Raw genomic sequence first — 20,454 nt, 5'->3', positions numbered from 1 at the left:
GGGTTGTGGTATGTCTGGCCGCGTGAGGCTTTGGGGCAAGCGACGGATACCACCCCGCCAATGGCAAAATTTCAAGCGGCACGCGAGTCGCCCCCTGGCCCTGGAAAAATCCAGCGGCGTCTTTCTCCAACTCTTGCGCAGTCTTTGCGGTTTTTCAGGTCTTCAACATGTCGTGTCCGTGTGCTGGTTGGGTCGTCTCGCGAGTGAGTTTGCGAAAGTCGTTGTACACATGGCTGTTGAGCTTGTCATTCAGCGCTGTGCCGTCGCTCGCGGCGCCCGTCATTACCACCGTCGCCGAGGATTCTTTTTCCTACGCCAACAACATATCGCTGGTAGGGCAAAACGGGGGCACTGGATGGACTGGAGCCTGGGTTTCTGACAGTATTTCGTTCACCGATTTTTTTACGAACTCTGTGGGGCTGTCGGTGCCGGGTTTGGCAGGCGCAGGGGGTAAGGTGGTGTACCGGGCCGGGTCGCAGCTGAATGATGCTGCGCGAGACTTGCCGTTGCAAAACTCCGGTGTTCTTTTCGTGCAGTTCGTCTCGCAGTTTGGCACCCAGTCTGGCGGCGGCACGCCGAACCTTCGTTTCATCAATGCAGGTGTAACTACGGGTGCAGTGGGCAACAACGGTGCATGTGGCAGCCCCGTATATGCCATTCTTGACAACACTTTGCAGCCAGTGGCCGGCGCGTGCAGCACAGTGGCGCTCAATACCCTCAGCGCCGTGGTGCTGCGCATTGACTACACAGCCAATCTGACCCAGATGTGGTTGCTGTCCAGCTTGTCGGGATTCGATTACTTGAATCCGCCAGCTCCCTCGGCGTCTTATGCCGGTTTGTCACCAGCATTCCAGCGTATTGCGTTTTATAGCCGCAGCCCTGCCAGCATTGATGAACTGAAAGTGTTTCGGGTGACGGCTCCACCCTCTGCGCCCTCTCCGGTGCCCGGACTGTCGGGTGAGGGTGTTGGAGTCCTGGCGGCGTTGCTGGCGCTGGCGGCCGTGTGGCGCGGGGCGAGCAGGTTTCGCCGCCGGTAAGCGGTTGCTTCGGCGGGCACCTCTCAGGTGTGGTGCCGCATCTGCACCTCGGCACCGGTATCCGTCCATCCAAAAAATTGGCACACCTCGGCCCGCATGGCCAGGGTGTCGGTCCGGCCCAGGGCCATCAGCTCCTGCGTGTAGCCGGACTCGAACAGCAGGTAGCTGGCCAGCGCCGCGCCGCGCACATCGGCCATGTTGGACGTGACCCCCAGGGCGCCCAGCATGGTGCGCACGGGGCCCGGCAGGTCGCCCACGTGGCGCGCAGCCACGGCGTCCAGGCGCTGCGAGGGGGCGATCACCAGCAGCTCTATGGGGCGCAGCGCGCTGTGCAGGCGCTTTTCTTCGGGGATGAGGGACAGGGTCTGGTTGATGCGCTGCACGCGCTCCACATCCACGGCCAGCGCATCCAGAAAGATGTTGGACAGCGCATGCCCCGCAATCTGCGCCAGCGTGGGGTAGGTGGCCGTGGGGTTGGCAGCGGCATCTCCCTTGGGCTCGTGCATGCGGCCCGCGCCGATCACCAGGATGCGCTCGGCCCCCAGATGGATGGCCGGGGCAATAGGCGCCGACTGGCGCATGGAGCCATCGCCGAAGTATTCGATGTGGTCATTCACCTCGATGCCCTTGGCTGGAAAGATGAAGGGAATGGCCGACGACGCGAGCAGATGCTCGTGCGTGATGCGGTCGCTGGCCGCCTTGCGCTGGGAGCGCACCCAGGGCTTGACGGGCGTGGCCGCTTCAAAAAAGGTGACGTGCTCGCCCGAGCTGTAGCTSGASGCSGTCACGGCSAGCGCGGTGAGATGCCCCTTGCGGATCAGCCGGGGCAGGCGCACCAGGGGCACCATCTTGACCAGCAGCTTCTCCAGCGGCGMGTTGTCCAGCAGCGAGCGCGGCCGCATGCGGCGCCAGCGTGCCAGCGCCCAGCCCAGCGACACCAGCGTGAGCCAGCGCGCGCCGCTGCGCATCACGCTGAGCGAGTCGGCGCCATACACCTGGCTGGCATGGAACTGCCGCCACACGCGTGCAATGCGGCGGACCGCACGGTCAAAGTGGTCGGCTCCGCAGGCCAGGGCGGCTGCGTTGATGGCCCCCGCCGAGGTGCCGGTGATGATGGGAAAGGGGTTGGGGCCGCCGCCTTCGCCACAGGCCTGGCGCAGGTCGGCAATGGCTTCCAGCACGCCCACCTGGTAGGCAGCGCGGGCACCGCCGCCGGTCAGCAGCAGGCCCGTGGCGGGTGTGGCGGGTACGTTGCCAGGGGCTGCGGTAGGGGTTGTGGGGAGCATGGACGGTGGGGCGGTGTAAGGCTCCCAGTGTGGAGGGGCGCCCGGGCGCAGCTCATGTGGGAAAACCCGCATGTGCGGGCCACCCCACAGGGGGTGGTCTTAGAACCTGTTCACAGTCTTTTTGGAGATTACATTGGAGTGCAATCGGGAGGAGTGGATGCTTCGGGTGCGCCGCATGGGCTCATGCCCATGCAAGCAGCCGGGGCGTCCAATCGCCCGATTTCACTCCAACCCTTCGGGCAAGTGCCTTGCCGGGCGGTCTGCGGCGTTGCGGCGCTTGCCAATAGCACGGGCTATTGGCAGCGCAYCGCGCCTTGCATCCCATCTCGACAAGGCACTTGTGCAACTCCAAAAAGACTGTGAACAGGTTCTTAACGCTGCTTGAGCAGCAGTTGCGCCACCGCGTCACCTTGCAGCACCACGATGCCGTGCTCCCGGGCAAACGCCTGGGCGTTCTCGCTGACCTGGCCCAGGGCGGCCACGTAAACGCCCGCCGACGCATCGGCAGCGGTCATGGCCGTGTGCAGCTCCCGCAGGGGCTCCACCCCGTGGGTAGCGGCCTTCCAGCGCTTGGCGCTGACCAGCGTGGTCTTGCCGCCCTGGCTCAGGCGCATGTCGGCCCCGGTGGCGTTGCTGCCGGTCAGGCGCTCCACGCTGTAGCCCGCGCGTTCCCAGGCGGTGGCCAGGGTGTCGGCAAAGCTGCGCCAGGGCATGCTGCCCACGGCCTCCAGCATCTCCACCACCTTGGCGGGGTTGGGCGCGCGCAGTTGCTTCCACGCTGCGATGCAGCCCACCACAAAGATGGGGAAGCCCGCCAGCGCGCCCACCACAAAGTATTCCTTGGGCAACAATGCCCCGGCCGCCAGCGTGATGAGGCCCACCACCACAAAGCTGATCCACCACGGCGAGCGCAGCAGGACGGCAAACAGGGAGTTTTCGGACATCTTGAATTTCACGGGAGGCCTTTTTGGAGAGAGCGACGACGCAATGCGGTGCGCATTGTCCTTCAGCGGCAGGGGGCGGGAGCTTGGGAATAGACTACCGGCCCCACAGGAGTTATTTGAATGGCAGTCACCGAACAGGGCCTTTTGGCCGCACTTTCCAGCGTGCTGGACCCCCATACGGGCAAGGATTTTGTCAGCAGCCGCGCCCTGCGCAACCTGCAGATCACCGGTGGCGACGTGGCGTTTGACGTGGAACTGGGCTACCCCGCCAAGAGCCTGGTGCCCGAGCTGCGCCGCAGCCTGGTGGCTGCCGCCAAGGGCGTGGCGGGCGTGGACAACGTGTCGGTCAACATCACCACCAAGGTCATCGCCCATGCCGTGCAGCGCGGCGTGCAGCTSWTGCCCMASGTSAAGAACATCATCGCSGTGGCGTCSGGCAAGGGCGGCGTGGGCAAGAGCACCACSGCCGCCAACCTGGCSCTGGCSCTGGCCGCCGAGGGCGCCAGCGTGGGCGTCCTGGAYGCCGACATCTACGGCCCSAGCCAGCCSATGATGCTGGGCATCRASSGCCGSCCCGARAGCGASGACGGCAAGACCATGGAGCCGCTSGAGAACYACGGCGTGCAGGTCATGTCSATCGGCTTCCTGGTSGACCAGGACGARGCCATGATCTGGCGYGGYCCCATGGCCACCCAGGCGCTGGAGCAGCTGCTGCGCCAGACCAACTGGAAAGACCTCGACTACCTCATCATCGACATGCCGCCCGGCACTGGCGACATCCAGCTCACGCTGAGCCAGCGCGTGCCCATGACCGGCGCCGTGATCGTGACCACGCCGCAGGACATCGCRCTGCTSGAYGCCAAGAAGGGCATCAAGATGTTCGAGAAGGTSGGYGTGCCSATCCTGGGCATCGTSGARAACATGGCAGCCCACGTGTGCAGCAACTGCGGCCACGTSGAGCACATCTTYGGCKCCGASGGCGGCAAGAAGATGGCSGCSSARTACCASATGGAMTACCTGGGCGCGCTGCCSCTKGACATSARCATCCGCCTGCAGGCCGACAGCGGCAAGCCSACCGTGGTGGCCGACCCSGACGGGGACGTGGCCAAGATCTACAAGAAGGTGGCGCGCGATGTGGCGGTGAAGATCGCCCAGCAGGCCAAGGACTTCTCGAACAAGTTCCCCACCATCTCGATCAGCAAGAACACCTGATCCTCCCGAGTCGCCCACCGCGCCATGAACCTGCTCGCGTCCCTGCGCTACCTGGTGGCGCTGCACGAGCACCGGCACTTTGGCCGGGCGGCGCAGGCCTGCCACATCACGCAGCCGGCGCTCTCCAACGCGCTGCGCGCGCTGGAAAAGGAGTTTGGCGTGGTGGTGGTGCGCCGGGGGCGCAGCTTCGAGGGCTTCACGCCCGAGGGTGAGCGTGTACTGGCATCCGCCCAGCGCATGCTGCACGAGCACCAGGTGCTGCAGCAGGACCTGAGCGGCGACGCCGCCCACCCGCGCGGCACGCTGCGCCTGGGCGCCGTGCCCACGGCCATGCCCATCCTCGCGCGGTTTGCGGCGCAGCTGCAGGCGCGGCACCCGGGCATCGTGCCGGTGGCGCTGTCGATGAGCTCGCAGGCGCTGGAGGCCGGGCTGGAAAACATTTCGCTGGACCTGGCGCTGGGCTACACCGAGCGCATGCCCGCACGCGGCGGCCCGCTGCGGGCCTGGCCGCAGTATGTCGAGCACTACTTTCTGCTGCGCCGCGCAGCGCGCCCGCCCCAGGGCCCGGCGCGTGGACTGCAGATCGGCCCACCCATGGCCTGGGCCGATGCGGCGGCGCTGCCGCTGTGCCTGCTCACCCCGGAGATGCACAACCGCAGCCTGGTCGATGGCGCCTTCCGCGCGGCAGGCGCCACGGTCATGCCCGCCATGGAAACCGATTCGGTGCTGACCCTGGCGTTGAGCGTGGTGGCGGGCCAGTTGTGCAGCGTCCTGCCCGGGGCGCTGGTCGATGCCGTGCGCGGCCATGAGGGGCTGGAGGCCCTGCCGCTCAAAGGCCCGGTGCTGACCACCCCCATCGGATTCATGTCGCACCGCCAGGTGCAGCCCGCCCGCGCCCTTGATGCAGCGCTGGCACTGGCGCAGGACCCCGACTGGTTGCAGCACGCCGCAGCACACAGTGGGCTTCTGGTCGCCGATTGAGCACTGACCGCATGGGTTGCGGCGGGTGATTCATGGGCAGTTGCAAAAACGGCCGTTTCATTTGTTTTTGTGATCGACCCATGTGCATCGGCAATTTGACGCCGCAGGCGCCCGTGGCCGACACTGCGGCGGCCCGGGCACCCTATGCAGGTGCCTGCATACAACCAGATCAACGCCCCACGCCCCCGGTCCATGCACCTTGCCCCCGAAGCCCCCACCGTCGCCGCCGTGTCCGTCAACGACATGCGCGAACGCATCCGCCGCAAAAGCCGCCTCAAGGGCCGCCAGCCCGAAGACGCGGCCATGGCCGAGGTGGCGCAACTGCTGGGCCCGCGCCCGGCCACGGGCTTTCGGCGTGACCTGCTCATCGAATACCTGCACCGCCTGAACGACCACTTTGGCGTGCTGCACGACCGGCACCTGGTGGCACTCGCCAAGCAGATGAACCTGCCGATGGCCGAGGTGTACGAGGTGGCGAGCTTCTACCACCACTTCGAGATCGTGCGTGGTGAAGAGGCCCAGGCGCCCCGCCTGGTGGTGCGGGTGTGCGACAGCCTGAGCTGCAGCATGGCGGGCGCCCGCGACCTGCTGGCCGCGCTGCCCGAGCGCCTGCGCGCGGCCGGGCAGGGCGATGTGCAGGTGTTGGCTGTGCCCTGCGTGGGCCGGTGCGAGCAGGCGCCCGTGGCGGTGGTGCACCAGTGCCCGGTGCCCCACGCCACCGTCGGTGGGGTGCTGGAAGCTGTTGATTTGAAGCCCAATCGGGCGGTAGCGCTACATCCATATGCCCAAGTTGCTATCAATTTTGATATTGCTGAGTGTGTGGAGGCGAGCGTGCCTGCGCAGCCGGATGGAATCAGCCCCGGGCACACCGACCTGGCCACCTACCGTGCCCAAGGCGGATACCAGACCGCCGCTGCGCTGGTCAATGGCGAGATGGACGCCGAGGCCGTGCTGGCCGCCATGGAAGACTCCGGCCTGCGTGGATTGGGGGGCGCAGGCTTTCCGGCCGGGCGCAAGTGGCGCATCGTGCGCGAGCAGGCCGCGCTCGCCGAGCGCCGGGCCGCCCCAAGCGAGGCGACGGGCCCCTCGGGGGGCAGCGGACCACGCGAAGCGGGGGAGCGTGAGGGCACGGCCGTGATGGCCGTCAACATCGACGAGGGCGAGCCCGGCACCTTCAAGGACCGCACCTACCTGGAACGCGACCCGCACCGCTTTCTGGAAGGGGTGCTCATCGCCGCCCAGGTGGTGGGCACCGAGGCCATCTATATCTACCTGCGCGACGAATACCACGGCTGCCGTGCGCTGCTGCAGCGGGCTTTGGACGGTCTGCGTGCCGATCCGCCATGCCCGCTGCCCCACATCGAACTGCGGCGCGGCGCGGGCGCCTACATCTGCGGCGAAGAGTCGGCCATGATCGAGAGCATCGAAGGCAAGCGTGGCGAACCCCGCATGCGCCCGCCCTACATCGCGCAGGTGGGGCTGTTCGGCCGGCCCACGCTGGAGCACAACTTCGAGACGCTGTACTGGGTGCGCGACATCGTGGAGCGCGGGCCGCAGTGGTTTGCCAGCTTTGGCCGCCACGGCCGCAAGGGCCTGCGCAGTTTCAGCGTGAGCGGCCGGGTGAAGCACCCCGGCGTCAAGCTTGCTCCAGCGGGCATCACGGTGCAGGAACTCATCGACGAATACTGCGGCGGCATGCTGGATGGCCATGAGCTGTACGCCTACCTGCCCGGCGGCGCCTCAGGCGGCATCCTGCCCGCCAGCCTCAACCAGATTCCCCTGGACTTCGACACGTTGCAGCCCTACGGCTGCTTTATCGGCTCGGCCGCCGTCATCGTGCTCAGCCAACACGACCGCGCGCGCGACGCGGCGCTGAACGTGATGCGCTTCTTCGAACACGAAAGCTGCGGCCAGTGCACGCCCTGCCGTGTGGGCACGGCCAAGGCGGCCACGCTGATGCAAGCGCCGAAGTGGGATGAAGAACTGCTCGACGACCTGGCACAGGTAATGGCCGACGCCTCTATCTGCGGCCTGGGCCAGGCTGCACCCAACCCCATCCGCTGCATCCACAAATACTTTGCGCACGAAGTGGGCGAGGGGCCCTGGCCGGGCGATTTGCCCAAGCCGCGTAACAGCCCGCTGACCGAACAACTGCCTACCGGGGTGAAGCCATGAGCGCCGTGTTGACTTCTGCCGCAGCGCAGCCCGGCGTGGCTTTCGAGCTGGACGGACAGCCCGTCACCGCCCATCCTGGCGAAACCATCCTGAAGGCTGCGCAGCGCCACGGCGTGGAGATTCCGCACCTGTGCTACAGCGACGGCCTGCGCCCCGACGGCAACTGCCGCGCCTGTGTGGTGGAGATCGCGGGCGAGCGCACGCTGGCCCCCAGCTGCTGCCGCGCACCGACGCAAGGCATGAAGGTGCAGGCCGCCAGCCCCCGCGCCCGCAAGAGCCAGCAGATGGTGGTGGAGATGCTGCTGTCCGATATGCCGGATGTTGGCTACCAATGGAATGATGATCAACCAGATACTCCTGAATTGATAGCTGGTGGAGCATATTCTTCTAGCGCTACAGGCCCATTGGATTCAAAAACTGCCCCAGCGGTAGGTCAGCATGGCGAATTGAGTGCTTGGGCCAGCCGCCTGGGCGTCACCGTGCGCCCCGCGCTCCAAGCCCTGCGCCGCGAGCAACCCGCGCCCGATCTGAGCCATCCGGCCATGGCCGTGAATCTGGATGCCTGCATCCAGTGCAACCGCTGCGTGCGCGCCTGCCGCGAGGARCAGGTGAACGATGTGATCGGCTACGCGCTGCGCGGTGCCGACAGCAAGATCGTCTTCGACCTGGAYGACCCSATGGSMGASAGCACCTGCGTGGCCTGCGGCGAATGCGTGCAGGCCTGCCCSACSGGCGCGCTCAKSCCCAAGASSCACATCGGCYCGCARGCGGTSGACCGCAAGGTCGATTCGGTSTGCCCGTTCTGCGGCGTGGGCTGCCTCATCACCTACAACGTACGCGATGAAAAGATCATCAGCGTCGAAGGCCGCGACGGCCCGGCCAACCACGGCCGCCTGTGCGTGAAAGGGCGCTTTGGTTTCGACTACGCCCACCACCCCGACCGCCTGACGGTGCCGCTGATCCGCAAACCCGGTGTGCCCAAGGAGGTGCGCCCCTACGGTGCCGACTGGCGCGACACCTTCCGCGAAGCGACCTGGGACGAGGCGCTGGGCCTGGCCGCCGGCACGCTCAGGTCGCTGCGCGACACGCACGGCCCCAAGGCGTTGGCGGGCTTCGGCTCGGCCAAGGGCAGCAACGAAGAGGCCTACCTGTTCCAGAAGCTGGTGCGCACCGGCTTTGGCAGCAACAACGTGGACCACTGCACGCGGCTGTGCCACGCCTCCAGCGTGGCCGCGCTGCTCGAAGGCGTGGGCTCGGGCGCGGTGAGCAACCMGGTSMACGACGTGGAGCATGCGGAGCTGATCTTYGTSATCGGCTCCAACCCCACGGCCAACCACCCGGTGGCGGCGACGTGGATGAAGAACGCGGCCCAGCGTGGCGCGAAGATCGTGCTGGCCGACCCGCGCGTGACCGACATCGGCCGCCACGCCTGGCGCACCCTGCAGTTCAAGGCCGACACCGACGTGGCCATGCTCAATGCGCTGATCCACACGGTGATCGACGAAGGCCTGGTGGATGAGGCCTTCATCAAAGATCGCGCCAACAACTTCGAGGCCCTGAAGGCCAACGTGATGGGCTGCAGCCCCGAAGCCATGGCGCCTGTATGCGGCATCCCGGCCGATACGCTGCGCGAGGTGGCGCGGGCATTTGCCACGGCGAAGGCGTCGATGATCCTCTGGGGCATGGGTGTGAGCCAGCATGTGCATGGCACGGACAACGCCCGCTGCCTGATTGCGCTGTGCGCCGTCACCGGCCAGATCGGCAAGCCCGGCTCGGGACTGCACCCGCTGCGCGGCCAGAACAACGTGCAGGGCGCGAGCGACGCGGGCCTGATCCCGATGATGTTCCCCAACTACCAGCGCGTGGACAACGCGGGGGCACATGCGTGGTTCGAGGACTTCTGGGGCACCAAGCTGGACGCGGCGCCGGGCTATACCGTGGTCGAAATCATGCACAAGGCCCTGGCACCCGACAGCGACCCCCACAAGGTGCGCGGCATGTACATCATGGGCGAGAACCCCGCCATGAGCGACCCCGACCTGAACCACGCGCGCCACGCACTGGCCAGCCTCTCGCACCTGGTGGTGCAGGACATCTTCCTGACCGAGACCGCCTGGCTGGCCGACGTGGTGCTGCCCGCCAGCGCCTGGCCCGAAAAGACCGGCACCGCCAGCAACACCGACCGCATGGTGCAGATGGGCCGCCGCGCGCTCAATCCGCCGGGCGATGCGCAGCCGGACCTGTGGATCATCCAGCAGATCGCCGCGCGCATGGGGCTTGGCTGGAACTACGAAGGCGAGGAGTCTGGCGTGGCCGCTGTCTACGACGAAATGCGCCAGGCCATGCACGCCAGCATCGAGGGCATCACCTGGGACCGCCTCGCACGCGATTCCAGTGTGACCTACCCCTGCCTCACGCCTGACGACCCGGGCCAGCCCATCGTCTTCACCGAAAAATTCCCAACGCCCACGGGCCGCCTGCAGTTGGTGCCCGCCAGCGTGATCCCGGCGGCAGAGAAGCCCGATGCCGACTACCCCCTGGTACTCATCACCGGTCGCCAGCTGGAGCACTGGCACACCGGTAGCATGACGCGGCGCAGCACCGTGCTGGACGCCATCGAACCGATGGCCACCGCGTCGCTGCATGGCGACGAACTGGCGCGGCTGGGCGTGGCGCCCGGCGCGCTGGTGGGCATCCGCTCGCGGCGCGGCATGGTGCAGGTGCGCGTGCGCCGCGACGACGGCACGCCGCGCGGCACGGTGTTCATGCCATTTGCCTATGTGGAGGCGGCGGCCAATCTGCTCACCAACGCGGCGCTGGACCCGTTCGGCAAGATCCCCGAATTCAAATATTGCGCCGTGGCGGTGGAGGTCATGCAGGCCACTGGCGTGCCGGGCTGACACCGCGTGATCCGTACGCTGGCTGTGGGGCTTTGCACCGCGCGCTGCGGGCAAGGGGTTACTCCGGGGTACAGTCGCAGCCCATGACAGAGCGCCCCTACACCGACGTTGCCGTGATCATGCGGCGCGAGCACATCGACAACCGCTGGCAGCCCTGGCGGTGGTCGCTGGCCGAGGTGGTGATCCACGAGCCCGCCTTTGGGACCGAACCCCGCCCTCTGATCCAGGACCAGCGCGAGCAGCGCTGGCTGTTCCCGGGCTTTCGCGTGGAGCTGTTCCGCGACGACGCCGAGGGTTATCACCTGAACCTCACTTCGCCCGCGCCCTGCTGGTTTGTGATGTGGCGCCAGGATGAAGACACCGGCGCGGGCGAGGTCCCCATGGCCCGCCCGGTGGCGGTGAGCCTGAGCTACCACGACGCCGGCCGCTGGCTGGACGCACAGGAAACCGTGGAGCAAGTGCCCGCCGATGCCGAGGTGGTGGAGGCACTGCGCGCCTTTGTGGCCGAGCATTACCAGCCCGAGCCCAAGCGCCGCAAGCGGCCCGAGAGCTTTCGCACGCTGCAGGACCGCTTTGGCAACCCCGCGTCCGTGTCCACCGACAAGCCGCGTGGCGGCGGTGGTGGTGGTGGCGGCCATGCGGGAGGCGCGCGAGGAGGTGGCGACCATGGCTGACGGATTCCTCGGCCGCTGGTCGCGGCGCAAGCAGGATGTGCTGGCGGGCAAGCCCGTGCAGGACCCGCCGCCGCCCGCCCCCCAGGTGGCAACCCCCGCGCCGGTGGCCGCTGTGGCTGCGCCCGTCGCACCTGCAGCCCCTGCCCCGGAGGTGCCACCGCCGCCCACATTGGCGGATGCTGAGGCGCTCACGCCCGCGTCCGACTTCAAACCGTTTGTGGCCCGTGCCGTGTCGCCTGAGGTGCGCAATCTGGCCATGAAAAAGCTGTTTGCCGACCCGCACTTCAATGTGATGGACGGCCTGGACATTTACATCGGCGACTACACCCAGCCCGACCCGCTGCCTGCAGGCATGCTGCGCAAGATGGCCAGTGCGCATGCACTGGGCTTTTTTGACCACGAGAAAAAGGCCGCGACCGCTGCGCAGGGTTTGCCAGGTGATGCTGCGCCGGACGCGGCCCCTGCGGCCGCAATATCCCCGCCGGGCAGTCAGCCTCGGGATGATGCGGAGGCGCAAAGCCCCCCAGACGTGGCACAGTCCCAGGTATGCAACGCTGTTCCTAGCGTTCCCTCTAGCGAGCCTGAGGTGGCCCCACGCTCTGCCCAGGATGCGGTGGTCACGCCAGCCAGCCATACCCACAATGACCACGACGCTCATCTGCGACTGCAACCAGACGATGCCCCTCAACGCCAAGGCGTTGGGCGAGGCACTGCATGAAGACCTGACCCTTCACTCCACCCTGTGCCGGCGCGACGCGGGGGCGTTCCAAAAGGCCATCCAGTCCGGGCAGGACGTGGTGGTGGCCTGCACCCAGGAGCAGCGCCTGTTTGGCGACCTGGGCCAGCAGACCGAAGGCGCGGTGTCGCCCATCCGGTTTGTGAACATCCGCGAAACCGGSGGYTGGAGCCGCGATGCTGCCAAGGCCAGCCCCAAGATCGCCGCGCTGCTGGCAGCAGCGCGTTTGCCCGACCCTCCGCCCGTACCCACGGTCACCTACAAGAGCACGGGCCGCTTGCTGATCATCGGACCGCTCGACCAGGCCGAGCAGGCGGCCGCCCTGGTGTCGGATGTGCTGGATGTGACGCTGTTCACCCAAGGCCCTGGCAATGCCGGTGGCGCGCAGGCGCGGCGCTATCCGGTGCTGGGTGGCCGCATCACGGGCCTCACCGGCTGGCTGGGTGCGTTTGAGCTGCAATGGGCGGCCGACAACCCCATCGACCTGGACCTGTGCACGCGCTGCAACGCTTGCGTGGCGGCCTGTCCTGAAAACGCCATTGGCCTGGATTACCAGATCGATCTGGCCGCCTGCCAGTCGCACCGTGCCTGCGTGAAGGTGTGCCAGGTGGCGGGCGCCATCGACTTCACCCGCGATGCCACGGCGCAGACCGAGCGTTTTGACCTGGTGCTGGACCTGCGTTCATCCACTGCCACGCCCACCTTCCTGCAGCACGCGCTGCCGCAGGGTTACCTGCGCTGGGACGGGCGGGACCTGGGCACGCTGCTCAAGCTGCGCGAGCTGGTGGGCGAGTTCGAGAAACCCAAGTTTTTTGTCTACAAACAAAAGCTCTGCGCCCACAGCCGCAACGAAACCGTGGGCTGCAATGCCTGCGTGGACATCTGCTCGGCCGAGGCCATCAGCAGCGACAAGGGCCGCCAGCAAATCAAGGTGAACCCCAACCTGTGTGTGGGCTGYGGCGCCTGCACCACCGTGTGCCCCACGGGCGCACTGACCTATGCCTACCCCAGTGCGACGGAGCAGGGCACCAAGCTCAAGACGCTGCTGTCCACCTACACCGCCGCCGGCGGCAAGGATGCGGTATTGCTGCTGCACAGCCAKGAGCGCGGCCAGGCGCTGGTGGAAGAACTGGGCCGTGCTGCTCAGCTGAAGCTGGCGCATGGCGTGCCTGCCAACGTGATCCCGGTGGCGCTGTGGCATACGGCGAGCACGGGGGTGGACCTGTGGCTGAGTGCCATGGCCTATGGTGCGTCGCAGGTGGTGGTGTTGAGCACCGATGAAGAAGCGCCGCAGTACCTCGAAGGCCTGCAGGCGCAAATGGACGTGGCGCAGGCCATCCTGCGCGGCCTGGGCTACACCGGCACCCATGTGCAGTTGCTGCGTGCCAACCACCCCACCGCGCTGGATGCTGCACTGCAGACCCTGGGCCAGACGCGCCAGAAGACCCCGGCCGTGGCTGCACGCTTTGCGGTGGCCCAAGAGAAGCGCAGCACGCTGGAGATGGCACTCGACCACCTGATCGAGCAGGCCCCGATGCCCGTAGACGAGCGGCCTGCGGCCATTGCTCTGCCTGCCGTGGGGTCGCCGCTGGGCACGATTGAAGTCAACAAAGATCGCTGCACCCTGTGCCTGAGCTGCGTGAGCGCCTGCCCCGCCAGTGCGCTGCAGGACAACCCGCAGATGCCGCAGCTGCGCTTCATCGAAAAGAACTGCGTGCAGTGTGGCCTGTGCGCCACCACCTGCCCCGAAGACGCCATCACCCTGCAGCCGCGCCTGCTGCTCACGCCCGAGCGTGCACAGCTGCGTGTGCTCAACGAGGCCAAGCCCTGGGCCTGTGTGCGCTGCAGCAAACCCTTTGGCACGGTGAAAGCCATCGAGGCCATGCTGGGCAAACTGTCGGGCCACCCCATGTTCCAGGGCGAGGCRCTSGAGCGACTGAAGATGTGCAGTGACTGCCGCGTGATTGACCTGTATTCCGCACAAAACGAGACGAAAGTGACCGACCTGTGAGCGCTCCATCCACCTTGACCCCCCGGGGCGGCAGCTCTGCGCTCGATGAAGAAACCGCCCGCGCCGAGCTGTATGGCTTGTTGTCGCAGCTGTACTACGCAGCGCCCAGCCCGGAGCTGCTGTCGGCCTTGCGGGTGGCAGTGACGGAGGCGCCTGCCGATGGCGGCTTTTTGCAGGAGCCCTGGCAGCAACTGGTGGCGGCGTCGCGTGCGCTCAGCGATGCTGCCATTGCGCAGGAGTTTGACCGGCTGTTTGGTGGTGTGGGCAAGCCCGAGGTGTTTTTGTATGGCTCGCACTACCTCAGCGGGTTTCTCAACGAGAAGCCGCTGGCGCGTCTGCGTACCGATTTGCAGCAGCTGGGCCTGGCGCGGGACGAGACCATGCCCGAGACCGAGGACCATGTGGCCTACCTGCTGGAGGTCATGCGCTACCTGATCGCTGGAGACGATGTAGCTGTCTGCAACCTGACATCGCAGCGTGAATTTTTTTCAACGCATCTGCAGCCCTGGGTTCTTCAGCTCTGCGATGCCTTGGCCGCACAGCCGCAAGCACGGTTTTATGCGGCTGTGGCGCACTTCACGCGGGCCTTTGTGTCGGTGGAGACCCAGGGCTTCGACATGTTGGATTGATCCCTTCAGATGCTCGTAAACCCTCGATATGCCGCTACAAAAGATGAGTGTGTTACTGGGAGTTGTAAAGCCCGATGGCGGGTTTTTACACACTGACATAGACTGTATGAATTCCGTTTCATAGCTGCCAGCCTTTCTGGAGACAAGCATGCAGAACAGCCAGCCAAATTCCTCCCGTCGGAGCTTCTTTTCCGGCGCCGCCACCGTAGGGGCTGCCGCAGCAGCCGTGGTGGCACTCCCCCATGTCGCGCCGTCCGATGCCGTGGTGTCCGAGCCCGCGCGCGTCGCACCCGAAAAGGGCGGTGGCTACCACCTGTCTGCCCGCGTGAAGCAGTACTACAAGACCACCCAACTTTGACATCGGGGCACGCCATGTTGCTAACCAAGAAGTCTTCCCATTCTGTGCAGGGCAACGGCTCTGCATCGCCTTTTGTGCACAGCCTGCGCCGTGGCCTGTCGCAGGCCCTGCCCACCATGGACCGTCGCTCGTTCCTGCGCCGCTCTGGCCTGGGAGTGGGCGTGGGCATCGCGGCCTCGCAGCTCACGCTGGTCAAGAAATCCAACGCTGCCGAAGGTGCCAAGGTCGGCATCGGCGACAGCAAGATCGAAGTGCGCCGCACGGTGTGCACCCACTGCTCGGTGGGCTGCGCGGTCGATGCGGTGGTCGAGAACGGCGTGTGGGTGCGCCAGGAGGCGGTGTTCGACTCGCCCATCAACCTGGGTGCCCACTGTGCTAAGGGCGCAGCCCTACGCGAGCACGGCCATGGCGAGTACCGCCTGCGTTATCCCATGAAGCTGGTCAACGGCAAATACGAGCGCATCAGCTGGGACACGGCCCTGAACGAAATCACGGCCAAGATGCAGGAGCTGCGCAAGGCCAGCGGTCCTGACAGCGTGTACTTTGTGGGTTCGTCCAAGCACAACAACGAGCAGGCCTATCTGCTGCGCAAGTTCGTGAGCTTCTGGGGTACCAACAACTGCGACCACCAAGCGCGTATCTGCCACTCCACCACGGTGGCGGGTGTGGCCAATACATGGGGCTATGGCGCCATGACCAATTCGTACAACGACATGCAAAACAGCAAGGTCGCTCTGTACATCGGCTCCAACGCGGCCGAAGCGCATCCGGTGTCCATGTTGCACATGCTGCACGCCAAGGAAACCGGCTGCAAGATGATCGTGGTGGACCCGCGCTTCACCCGCACGGCCGCCAAGGCGGACGAGTACGTGCGCATCCGCTCCGGTACCGACATTCCCTTCCTGTTTGGTGTGCTGYACCACATCTTCAAGAACGGCTGGGAAGACAAGMAGTACATCAACGACCGYGTCTWYGGCATGGACAAGGTGCGCGASGAAGTGCTGGCCAAGTGGACGCCYGACAAGGTSGARGAGGCYTGTGGCGTCAAGGARGMCCAGGTKTTCAAGGTSGCSAMSATGCTSMACGAGAACMRCCCYGGCACCRTCGTGTGGTGCATGGGCCAGACGCAGCACACCATCGGCAATGCCATCGTGCGTGCATCGTGCATCTTGCAGCTGGCTTTGGGCAACGTGGGCAAGAGCGGTGGCGGCACCAACATCTTCCGCGGCCACGACAACGTGCAGGGCGCAACCGACGTGGGTCCCAACCCAGACTCGCTGCCTGGYTACTACGGCCTGGCCGAAGGCTCGTGGAAGCACTTCGCCGCTGTGTGGGGAGTGGACTTCGAGTGGATCAAGAAGCAGTATGCGTCGCCCGCGATGATGACCAAGAACGGCATCACCGTGTCGCGCTGGATCGACGGYGTGCTSGAGAASAACGAGCTGATCGACCAGGACTCSAAYCTGCGCGGCGTGTTCTWYTGGGGSCATGCGCCCAACTCGCAGACSCGYGGYCTSGARATGAAGCGCGCCATGGACAAGCTSGACCTGCTGGTGGTGGTSGACCCYTATCCMTCGGCCACCGCCGCSATGGCKGCCATGCCMGGCAAGGCCGAAGATTTGAATCCCAACCGTGCGGTGTACCTGCTGCCCGCCGCCACGCAGTTCGAGACCAGTGGTTCTTGCACGGCATCCAACCGGTCGCTGCAGTGGCGCGAAAAAGTGATCGAGCCGCTGTGGGAGAGCCGCTCCGATCACATGATCATGCACCAGTTCGCCGAAAAGCTGGGCTTTGCCGCCGAGCTGTCCAAGAACTACAAGATGCAGAAGGTCAAGGGCATGGACGAGCCCGTGCCCGASGACATCCTGCGCGAGATCAACAAGWCSKKCTGGRCCRTKGGCTACACCGGCCAGAGCCCYGAGCGSCTGMAGGCSCACATGAAGAACATGCACCTGTTCGATGTGAAGACCCTGAAGGCCAAGGGCGGCAAGGACAAGGAGACTGGTTACGACTTTGGCGGTGACTATTTTGGCCTGCCATGGCCCTGCTATGGCACGCCGGAGCTCAAGCACCCAGGCTCGCCCAATCTGTACGACACCTCCAAGCATGTGATGGAAGGCGGCGGCAACTTCCGCGCCAACTTCGGCGTGGAAAAGGATGGCGTCAACCTGCTGGCAGAGGACGGCTCCCATTCGGTGGGCAGCGAGATCACCACGGGCTACCCCGAGTTCGACCACGTGCTGCTCAAGAAGCTGGGCTGGTGGGACGATCTGAGCGATGCCGAAAAGGCCAAGGCCGAGGGCAAGAACTGGAAGACCGACCCCACGGGCGCGATCATTCGGGTGGCCCTCAAGCACGGTTGCCATCCATTCGGCAATGCCAAGGCGCGCGCTGTGGTGTGGAACTTCCCGGACGCCATTCCGCAGCACCGTGAGCCTCTGTATGGCACGCGTCCTGACCTCATGGCCAAGTATCCGACCCACGACGACAAGAAGGCCTTCTGGCGCCTGCCTACCCTGTACAAGAGCGTGCAGGAGAAAAACGTGGCCGACAAGGTGCACGAGAAATTCCCGCTCATCATGAGCTCGGGTCGTCTCGTGGAGTACGAAGGCGGCGGCGAGGAAACCCGCTCCAACCCCTGGCTGGCGGAGCTGCAGCAGGAGTCGTTCGTCGAGATCAACCCCAAGACGGCCGCCGACCGGGGCATCCGCAACGGCGAGCGCGTATGGCTCAGTTCTCCCACCGGTGCCCGCATCAACGTGCAAGCACTCGTTACCGAGCGCGTGGCACCCGATACTGTGTGGATGCCGTTCCACTTCTCGGGCCGCTGGCAAGGGGCGGACATGCTGGCGTACTACCCCAAGGGTGCGGCACCTGTGGTGCGCGGTGAAGCCGTCAACACGGCCACCACCTATGGCTACGACAGCGTGACCATGATGCAAGAAACCAAGACCACGATCTGCAACGTGGAACGCGCCTGATCGCGCCACGCAAGGAGACACACATGGCACGAATGAAATTCATCTGTGACGCAGAGCGCTGCATCGAATGCAACGGCTGCGTGACCGCCTGCAAGAACGAACACGAAGTACCGTGGGGCGTGAACCGCCGCCGCGTGGTCACCCTGAACGACGGTGTGCCGGGTGAAAAGTCCATCTCGGTGGCCTGCATGCACTGCAGCGACGCACCTTGCATGGCGGTCTGCCCCGTCAACTGCTTCTACCGCACCGAAGAGGGTGTGGTGTTGCACGACAAGGACGTGTGCATTGGCTGCGGCTACTGCAGTTATGCCTGCCCGTTTGGCGCGCCGCAGTTCCCATCGTCCGGCACCTTTGGTGTGCGCGGCAAGATGGACAAGTGCACCTTCTGCGCCGGTGGTCCTGAAACCCATGGCAGCCAGGCCGAGTTTGAAAAATACGGCCGCAATCGCCTGGCCGAAGGCAAGCTGCCCGCCTGCGCAGAAATGTGTTCTACCAAAGCCCTGCTGGCCGGTGACGGCGATGTGGTGGCGGATATCTTCCGCAACCGCGTGGTGCAGCGTGGCAAGGGCGCCGAAGTGTGGGGCTGGGGCACGGCCTACGGCTCACAACAGGCAGGTCAGCCTGCAGGAGGCAAGTCATGATGCAGCGCACCATACACATGACCTTGGTCGCTGCGGTGGCCGCCCTGGCATTGACGGGCTGCGGCGAGAAACCGCAGACCGGCGCGGGCATCCGCAGCGATGCCCCGTCTTACGCCGGCACCGGCAGCAACTTCACGCAGCCTGGCTGGAAAGCCGGCGACAAAACCAGCTGGGAAGCGCAGTTGAAAGCGCGCCAGCAGTACGGCCAGAACGAATACACCCGCACCCAGGCGAAGTGAGGTCCACCATGAAATACATCGTGTGGTCCATGGCCTTGGCGGCCAGCCTGGCCTGTGGGCTGGCTGGCGCCCAGACGCCGCCTGCTGCGCCCGACGCATCGGCGGCAGCTCCTGCAGCCACGGCTGCACCGGCTGCGGTGGGGGGCGTACAAAGCCAGAATATCTTTCAGGTCAAACCCGACGCCAGCGCTGATCCCAAATACTCGGAACAGACCAATGGCGAGCGCATGAAGGTGCAGCCCGGCAACAACGCGCCSATGTGGCGCCAGGTGGGGCAGGGCGTGACMGGCTACAGCAGCYTGCCKRWRASCCAGGCGCCCGAGGCSGGCAACCTGATCCAGCSYTTYGTGCAGTACCCCGGCTCGCGCTWCACCAATGCSGGCGAGGCSTGGCGSCAAGTGCGCAACSACTGGATCATCCCCTACGGYGCGGCGCTGTTTGCCATCGTGTTGCTGGCTTTGGGCATCTTCTACTTTGTGAAAGGCCCGCTGGGGCATGAGCATCCCGACGGCACCGGCCCCCGCCGTATCGAGCGTTTCACCCCGTTCGAGCGCGCGGCCCACTGGGCCAATGCGTTTGCATTCATCGCGCTGGCCATCTCCGGCATCGTGATGGCGTTTGGCAAGTTCTTCCTGTTGCCCATCCTGGGGACCACGCTTTTTGGCTGGTTGACCTATGCGCTCAAGAACGTGCACAACTTTGTGGGTCCGTTGTTTGCCGTGTCGCTGCTGGTGATCATTCTTACGTTCATCAAGGACAACATCGCCAACCGCGCTGACTTTGTCTGGTTGGCCAAGGGCGGCGGCATGCTGGGCAAGGGCAATCACGAGGTGCCCTCACACCGCTTCAATGCGGGCGAGAAGGGCCTGTTCTGGTGGGGCATCACCATCCCCGGCATCTTTGTGGTGGCCACTGGCCTGGTGCTCGACAAACTCATCCCCGGCTTTGGCGACGTGCGTGGCGACATGCAGATCGCCCACATGATCCACGCCACTCTGACCATCTGGATGATGGCGCTGATCTGTGGTCATATCTACATGGGCACAGTGGGCATGAAGGGTGCCTACAAGGCCATGCGCACCGGCTATGTGAGCGAGGGCTGGGCCAAGGAACACCATGAGCTGTGGTACGACGATGTGCAGGCCGGCAAGATCCCGCGCCAGCGCAGCGCCAGCCAGTCAGCGACCGACGTAACAGCATCTGCGGGCCAGCAGCCCGCCCAGGTATGAGGATCCACTCCATGACGAGATCAAGCATCCGCACCTCTTTGCTGGCGCTGTGCGCGGTAGCCGTATGCACTGTGGCATCCGCCAAGCTGCCGGCCCCGTCCCCCGAGGCGGCCGCCAAGGCCGCCGAAGCGGCAGCCAAGGCTGCATGGGCTGGCAAGGTGGACAACTACAAGTTGTGCCTGTCGCAAGACAAGGTGGCCGCGCACTACCGTAAGACCACGCCTTCGGCCAAGCCCGCGGCTGCTACTGGTGCTGCTTGCACGGACCCTGGTCCCTTCGCCTACACACCGCCAGCGGCCAAGCCTGCAGAGGCTGCTGGTGCACACTCGCCACCTGGCACCGCCAGCAGCCCTCCCAGCACGCAGGTACCTGCCGCTGCAGCTGCACCGGCCTCCAAGTCCTGACACGCGCCCTGCCGCGC

Annotated in this window: 17 protein-coding genes; 15 read left to right on the top strand and 2 right to left on the bottom strand. The window is 65.7% G+C overall.

Features of this window, described 5'->3' with window-relative positions; all coding sequences use genetic code 11:
• Positions 1–221 precede the first annotated feature (221 nt).
• Positions 222–1,037, top strand: a complete 816-nt coding sequence (locus AC04MI_RS08760; protein ID WP_436077737.1) for a hypothetical protein — start codon at positions 222–224, stop codon at positions 1,035–1,037.
• A 23-nt stretch (positions 1,038–1,060) separates the two neighbouring features.
• Here AC04MI_RS08760 and AC04MI_RS08755 read toward each other — a convergent pair whose 3' ends face one another.
• The gene (locus AC04MI_RS08755) at positions 1,061–2,323 is read right to left on the bottom strand and encodes a patatin-like phospholipase family protein (RefSeq protein ID WP_476497631.1); all 1,263 of its coding nucleotides are present in this window, start codon (positions 2,321–2,323) and stop codon (positions 1,061–1,063) included.
• 371 nt (positions 2,324–2,694) lie between these two features.
• Positions 2,695–3,267 carry a restriction endonuclease gene (locus tag AC04MI_RS08750; RefSeq protein WP_056746975.1) on the bottom strand — a complete coding sequence of 191 codons (573 nt, stop codon included), beginning with the start codon at positions 3,265–3,267 and terminating at the stop codon, positions 2,695–2,697.
• 120 nt (positions 3,268–3,387) lie between these two features.
• Between AC04MI_RS08750 and apbC the strand changes: the two genes are divergently transcribed.
• The 14 genes from apbC to AC04MI_RS08680 all read left to right on the top strand — a co-directional run bounded on the left by apbC (position 3,388) and on the right by AC04MI_RS08680 (position 20,437).
• Positions 3,388–4,479 (top strand): iron-sulfur cluster carrier protein ApbC, encoded by a 1,092-nt coding sequence (gene apbC, locus AC04MI_RS08745; protein WP_476497630.1) that lies wholly within the window; start codon positions 3,388–3,390, stop codon positions 4,477–4,479.
• 24 nt (positions 4,480–4,503) lie between these two features.
• A complete protein-coding gene (locus AC04MI_RS08740; protein ID WP_436077739.1) occupies positions 4,504–5,460 on the top strand; it encodes a LysR substrate-binding domain-containing protein in 957 nt (318 codons plus the stop codon).
• Positions 5,461–5,652: 192 nt separating this feature from the next.
• Complete coding sequence (locus AC04MI_RS08735) at positions 5,653–7,635, top strand: NAD(P)H-dependent oxidoreductase subunit E (protein WP_436077740.1); 1,983 nt, start codon at positions 5,653–5,655, stop codon at positions 7,633–7,635.
• Positions 7,632–10,535, top strand: coding sequence for a formate dehydrogenase subunit alpha (fdhF, locus tag AC04MI_RS08730; protein WP_476497628.1), 2,904 nt, complete (start codon positions 7,632–7,634; stop codon positions 10,533–10,535). Before AC04MI_RS08735 ends, fdhF begins: the two co-directional genes overlap by 4 nt.
• 83 nt (positions 10,536–10,618) lie before the next feature.
• Complete coding sequence (locus tag AC04MI_RS08725) at positions 10,619–11,209, top strand: DUF3305 domain-containing protein (protein ID WP_192420213.1); 591 nt, start codon at positions 10,619–10,621, stop codon at positions 11,207–11,209.
• Positions 11,202–11,927, top strand: coding sequence for a DUF3306 domain-containing protein (locus AC04MI_RS08720; protein WP_146871776.1), 726 nt, complete (start codon positions 11,202–11,204; stop codon positions 11,925–11,927). Before AC04MI_RS08725 ends, AC04MI_RS08720 begins: the two co-directional genes overlap by 8 nt.
• Entirely contained in the window at positions 11,887–13,956 is a 2,070-nt protein-coding gene (locus AC04MI_RS08715; RefSeq protein WP_476497635.1) for a 4Fe-4S binding protein, read from the top strand. Before AC04MI_RS08720 ends, AC04MI_RS08715 begins: the two co-directional genes overlap by 41 nt.
• Positions 13,953–14,585 carry a TorD/DmsD family molecular chaperone gene (locus AC04MI_RS08710; RefSeq protein ID WP_436077742.1) on the top strand — a complete coding sequence of 211 codons (633 nt, stop codon included), beginning with the start codon at positions 13,953–13,955 and terminating at the stop codon, positions 14,583–14,585. The genes AC04MI_RS08715 and AC04MI_RS08710 overlap by 4 nt, the downstream gene beginning before the upstream one ends.
• 148 nt (positions 14,586–14,733) lie before the next feature.
• Complete coding sequence (locus AC04MI_RS08705; protein ID WP_056058615.1) at positions 14,734–14,943, top strand: hypothetical protein; 210 nt, start codon at positions 14,734–14,736, stop codon at positions 14,941–14,943.
• Positions 14,944–14,957: 14 nt separating this feature from the next.
• Complete coding sequence (locus AC04MI_RS08700) at positions 14,958–17,924, top strand: formate dehydrogenase subunit alpha (protein ID WP_476497626.1); 2,967 nt, start codon at positions 14,958–14,960, stop codon at positions 17,922–17,924.
• 23 nt (positions 17,925–17,947) lie between these two features.
• Entirely contained in the window at positions 17,948–18,565 is a 618-nt protein-coding gene (gene fdh3B, locus AC04MI_RS08695) for a formate dehydrogenase FDH3 subunit beta (RefSeq protein WP_055402827.1), read from the top strand.
• Positions 18,562–18,804 carry a hypothetical protein gene (locus AC04MI_RS08690; RefSeq protein ID WP_436077743.1) on the top strand — a complete coding sequence of 81 codons (243 nt, stop codon included), beginning with the start codon at positions 18,562–18,564 and terminating at the stop codon, positions 18,802–18,804. The genes fdh3B and AC04MI_RS08690 overlap by 4 nt, the downstream gene beginning before the upstream one ends.
• 8 nt (positions 18,805–18,812) lie before the next feature.
• Positions 18,813–20,033 carry a formate dehydrogenase subunit gamma gene (locus AC04MI_RS08685; RefSeq protein ID WP_476497625.1) on the top strand — a complete coding sequence of 407 codons (1,221 nt, stop codon included), beginning with the start codon at positions 18,813–18,815 and terminating at the stop codon, positions 20,031–20,033.
• 11 nt (positions 20,034–20,044) lie between these two features.
• Positions 20,045–20,437, top strand: coding sequence for a hypothetical protein (locus tag AC04MI_RS08680; RefSeq protein WP_436077745.1), 393 nt, complete (start codon positions 20,045–20,047; stop codon positions 20,435–20,437).
• Positions 20,438–20,454: the final 17 nt, after the last annotated feature.

The sequence above is a fragment of the Acidovorax sp. LjRoot204 genome (assembly GCF_056175785.1).
Note: the sequence above shows the minus strand (reverse complement) of the source record. Positions and strands in the feature narration are given on the sequence as shown.

Bases quoted from the DNA above. Each gene is read 5' to 3' on its own strand.
- AC04MI_RS08740 (WP_436077739.1), top strand. From the start codon at position 4,504: ATGAACCTGCTCGCGTCCCTGCGCTACCTGGTGGCGCTGCACGAGCAC.
- AC04MI_RS08725 (WP_192420213.1), top strand. From the start codon at position 10,619: ATGACAGAGCGCCCCTACACCGACGTTGCCGTGATCATGCGGCGCGAG.
- AC04MI_RS08690 (WP_436077743.1), top strand. From the start codon at position 18,562: ATGATGCAGCGCACCATACACATGACCTTGGTCGCTGCGGTGGCCGCC.
- AC04MI_RS08735 (WP_436077740.1), top strand. From the start codon at position 5,653: ATGCACCTTGCCCCCGAAGCCCCCACCGTCGCCGCCGTGTCCGTCAAC.
- AC04MI_RS08705 (WP_056058615.1), top strand. From the start codon at position 14,734: ATGCAGAACAGCCAGCCAAATTCCTCCCGTCGGAGCTTCTTTTCCGGC.
- fdh3B (WP_055402827.1), top strand. From the start codon at position 17,948: ATGGCACGAATGAAATTCATCTGTGACGCAGAGCGCTGCATCGAATGC.
- AC04MI_RS08720 (WP_146871776.1), top strand. From the start codon at position 11,202: ATGGCTGACGGATTCCTCGGCCGCTGGTCGCGGCGCAAGCAGGATGTG.
- AC04MI_RS08750 (WP_056746975.1), bottom strand. From the start codon at position 3,267: ATGTCCGAAAACTCCCTGTTTGCCGTCCTGCTGCGCTCGCCGTGGTGG.
- AC04MI_RS08680 (WP_436077745.1), top strand. From the start codon at position 20,045: ATGACGAGATCAAGCATCCGCACCTCTTTGCTGGCGCTGTGCGCGGTA.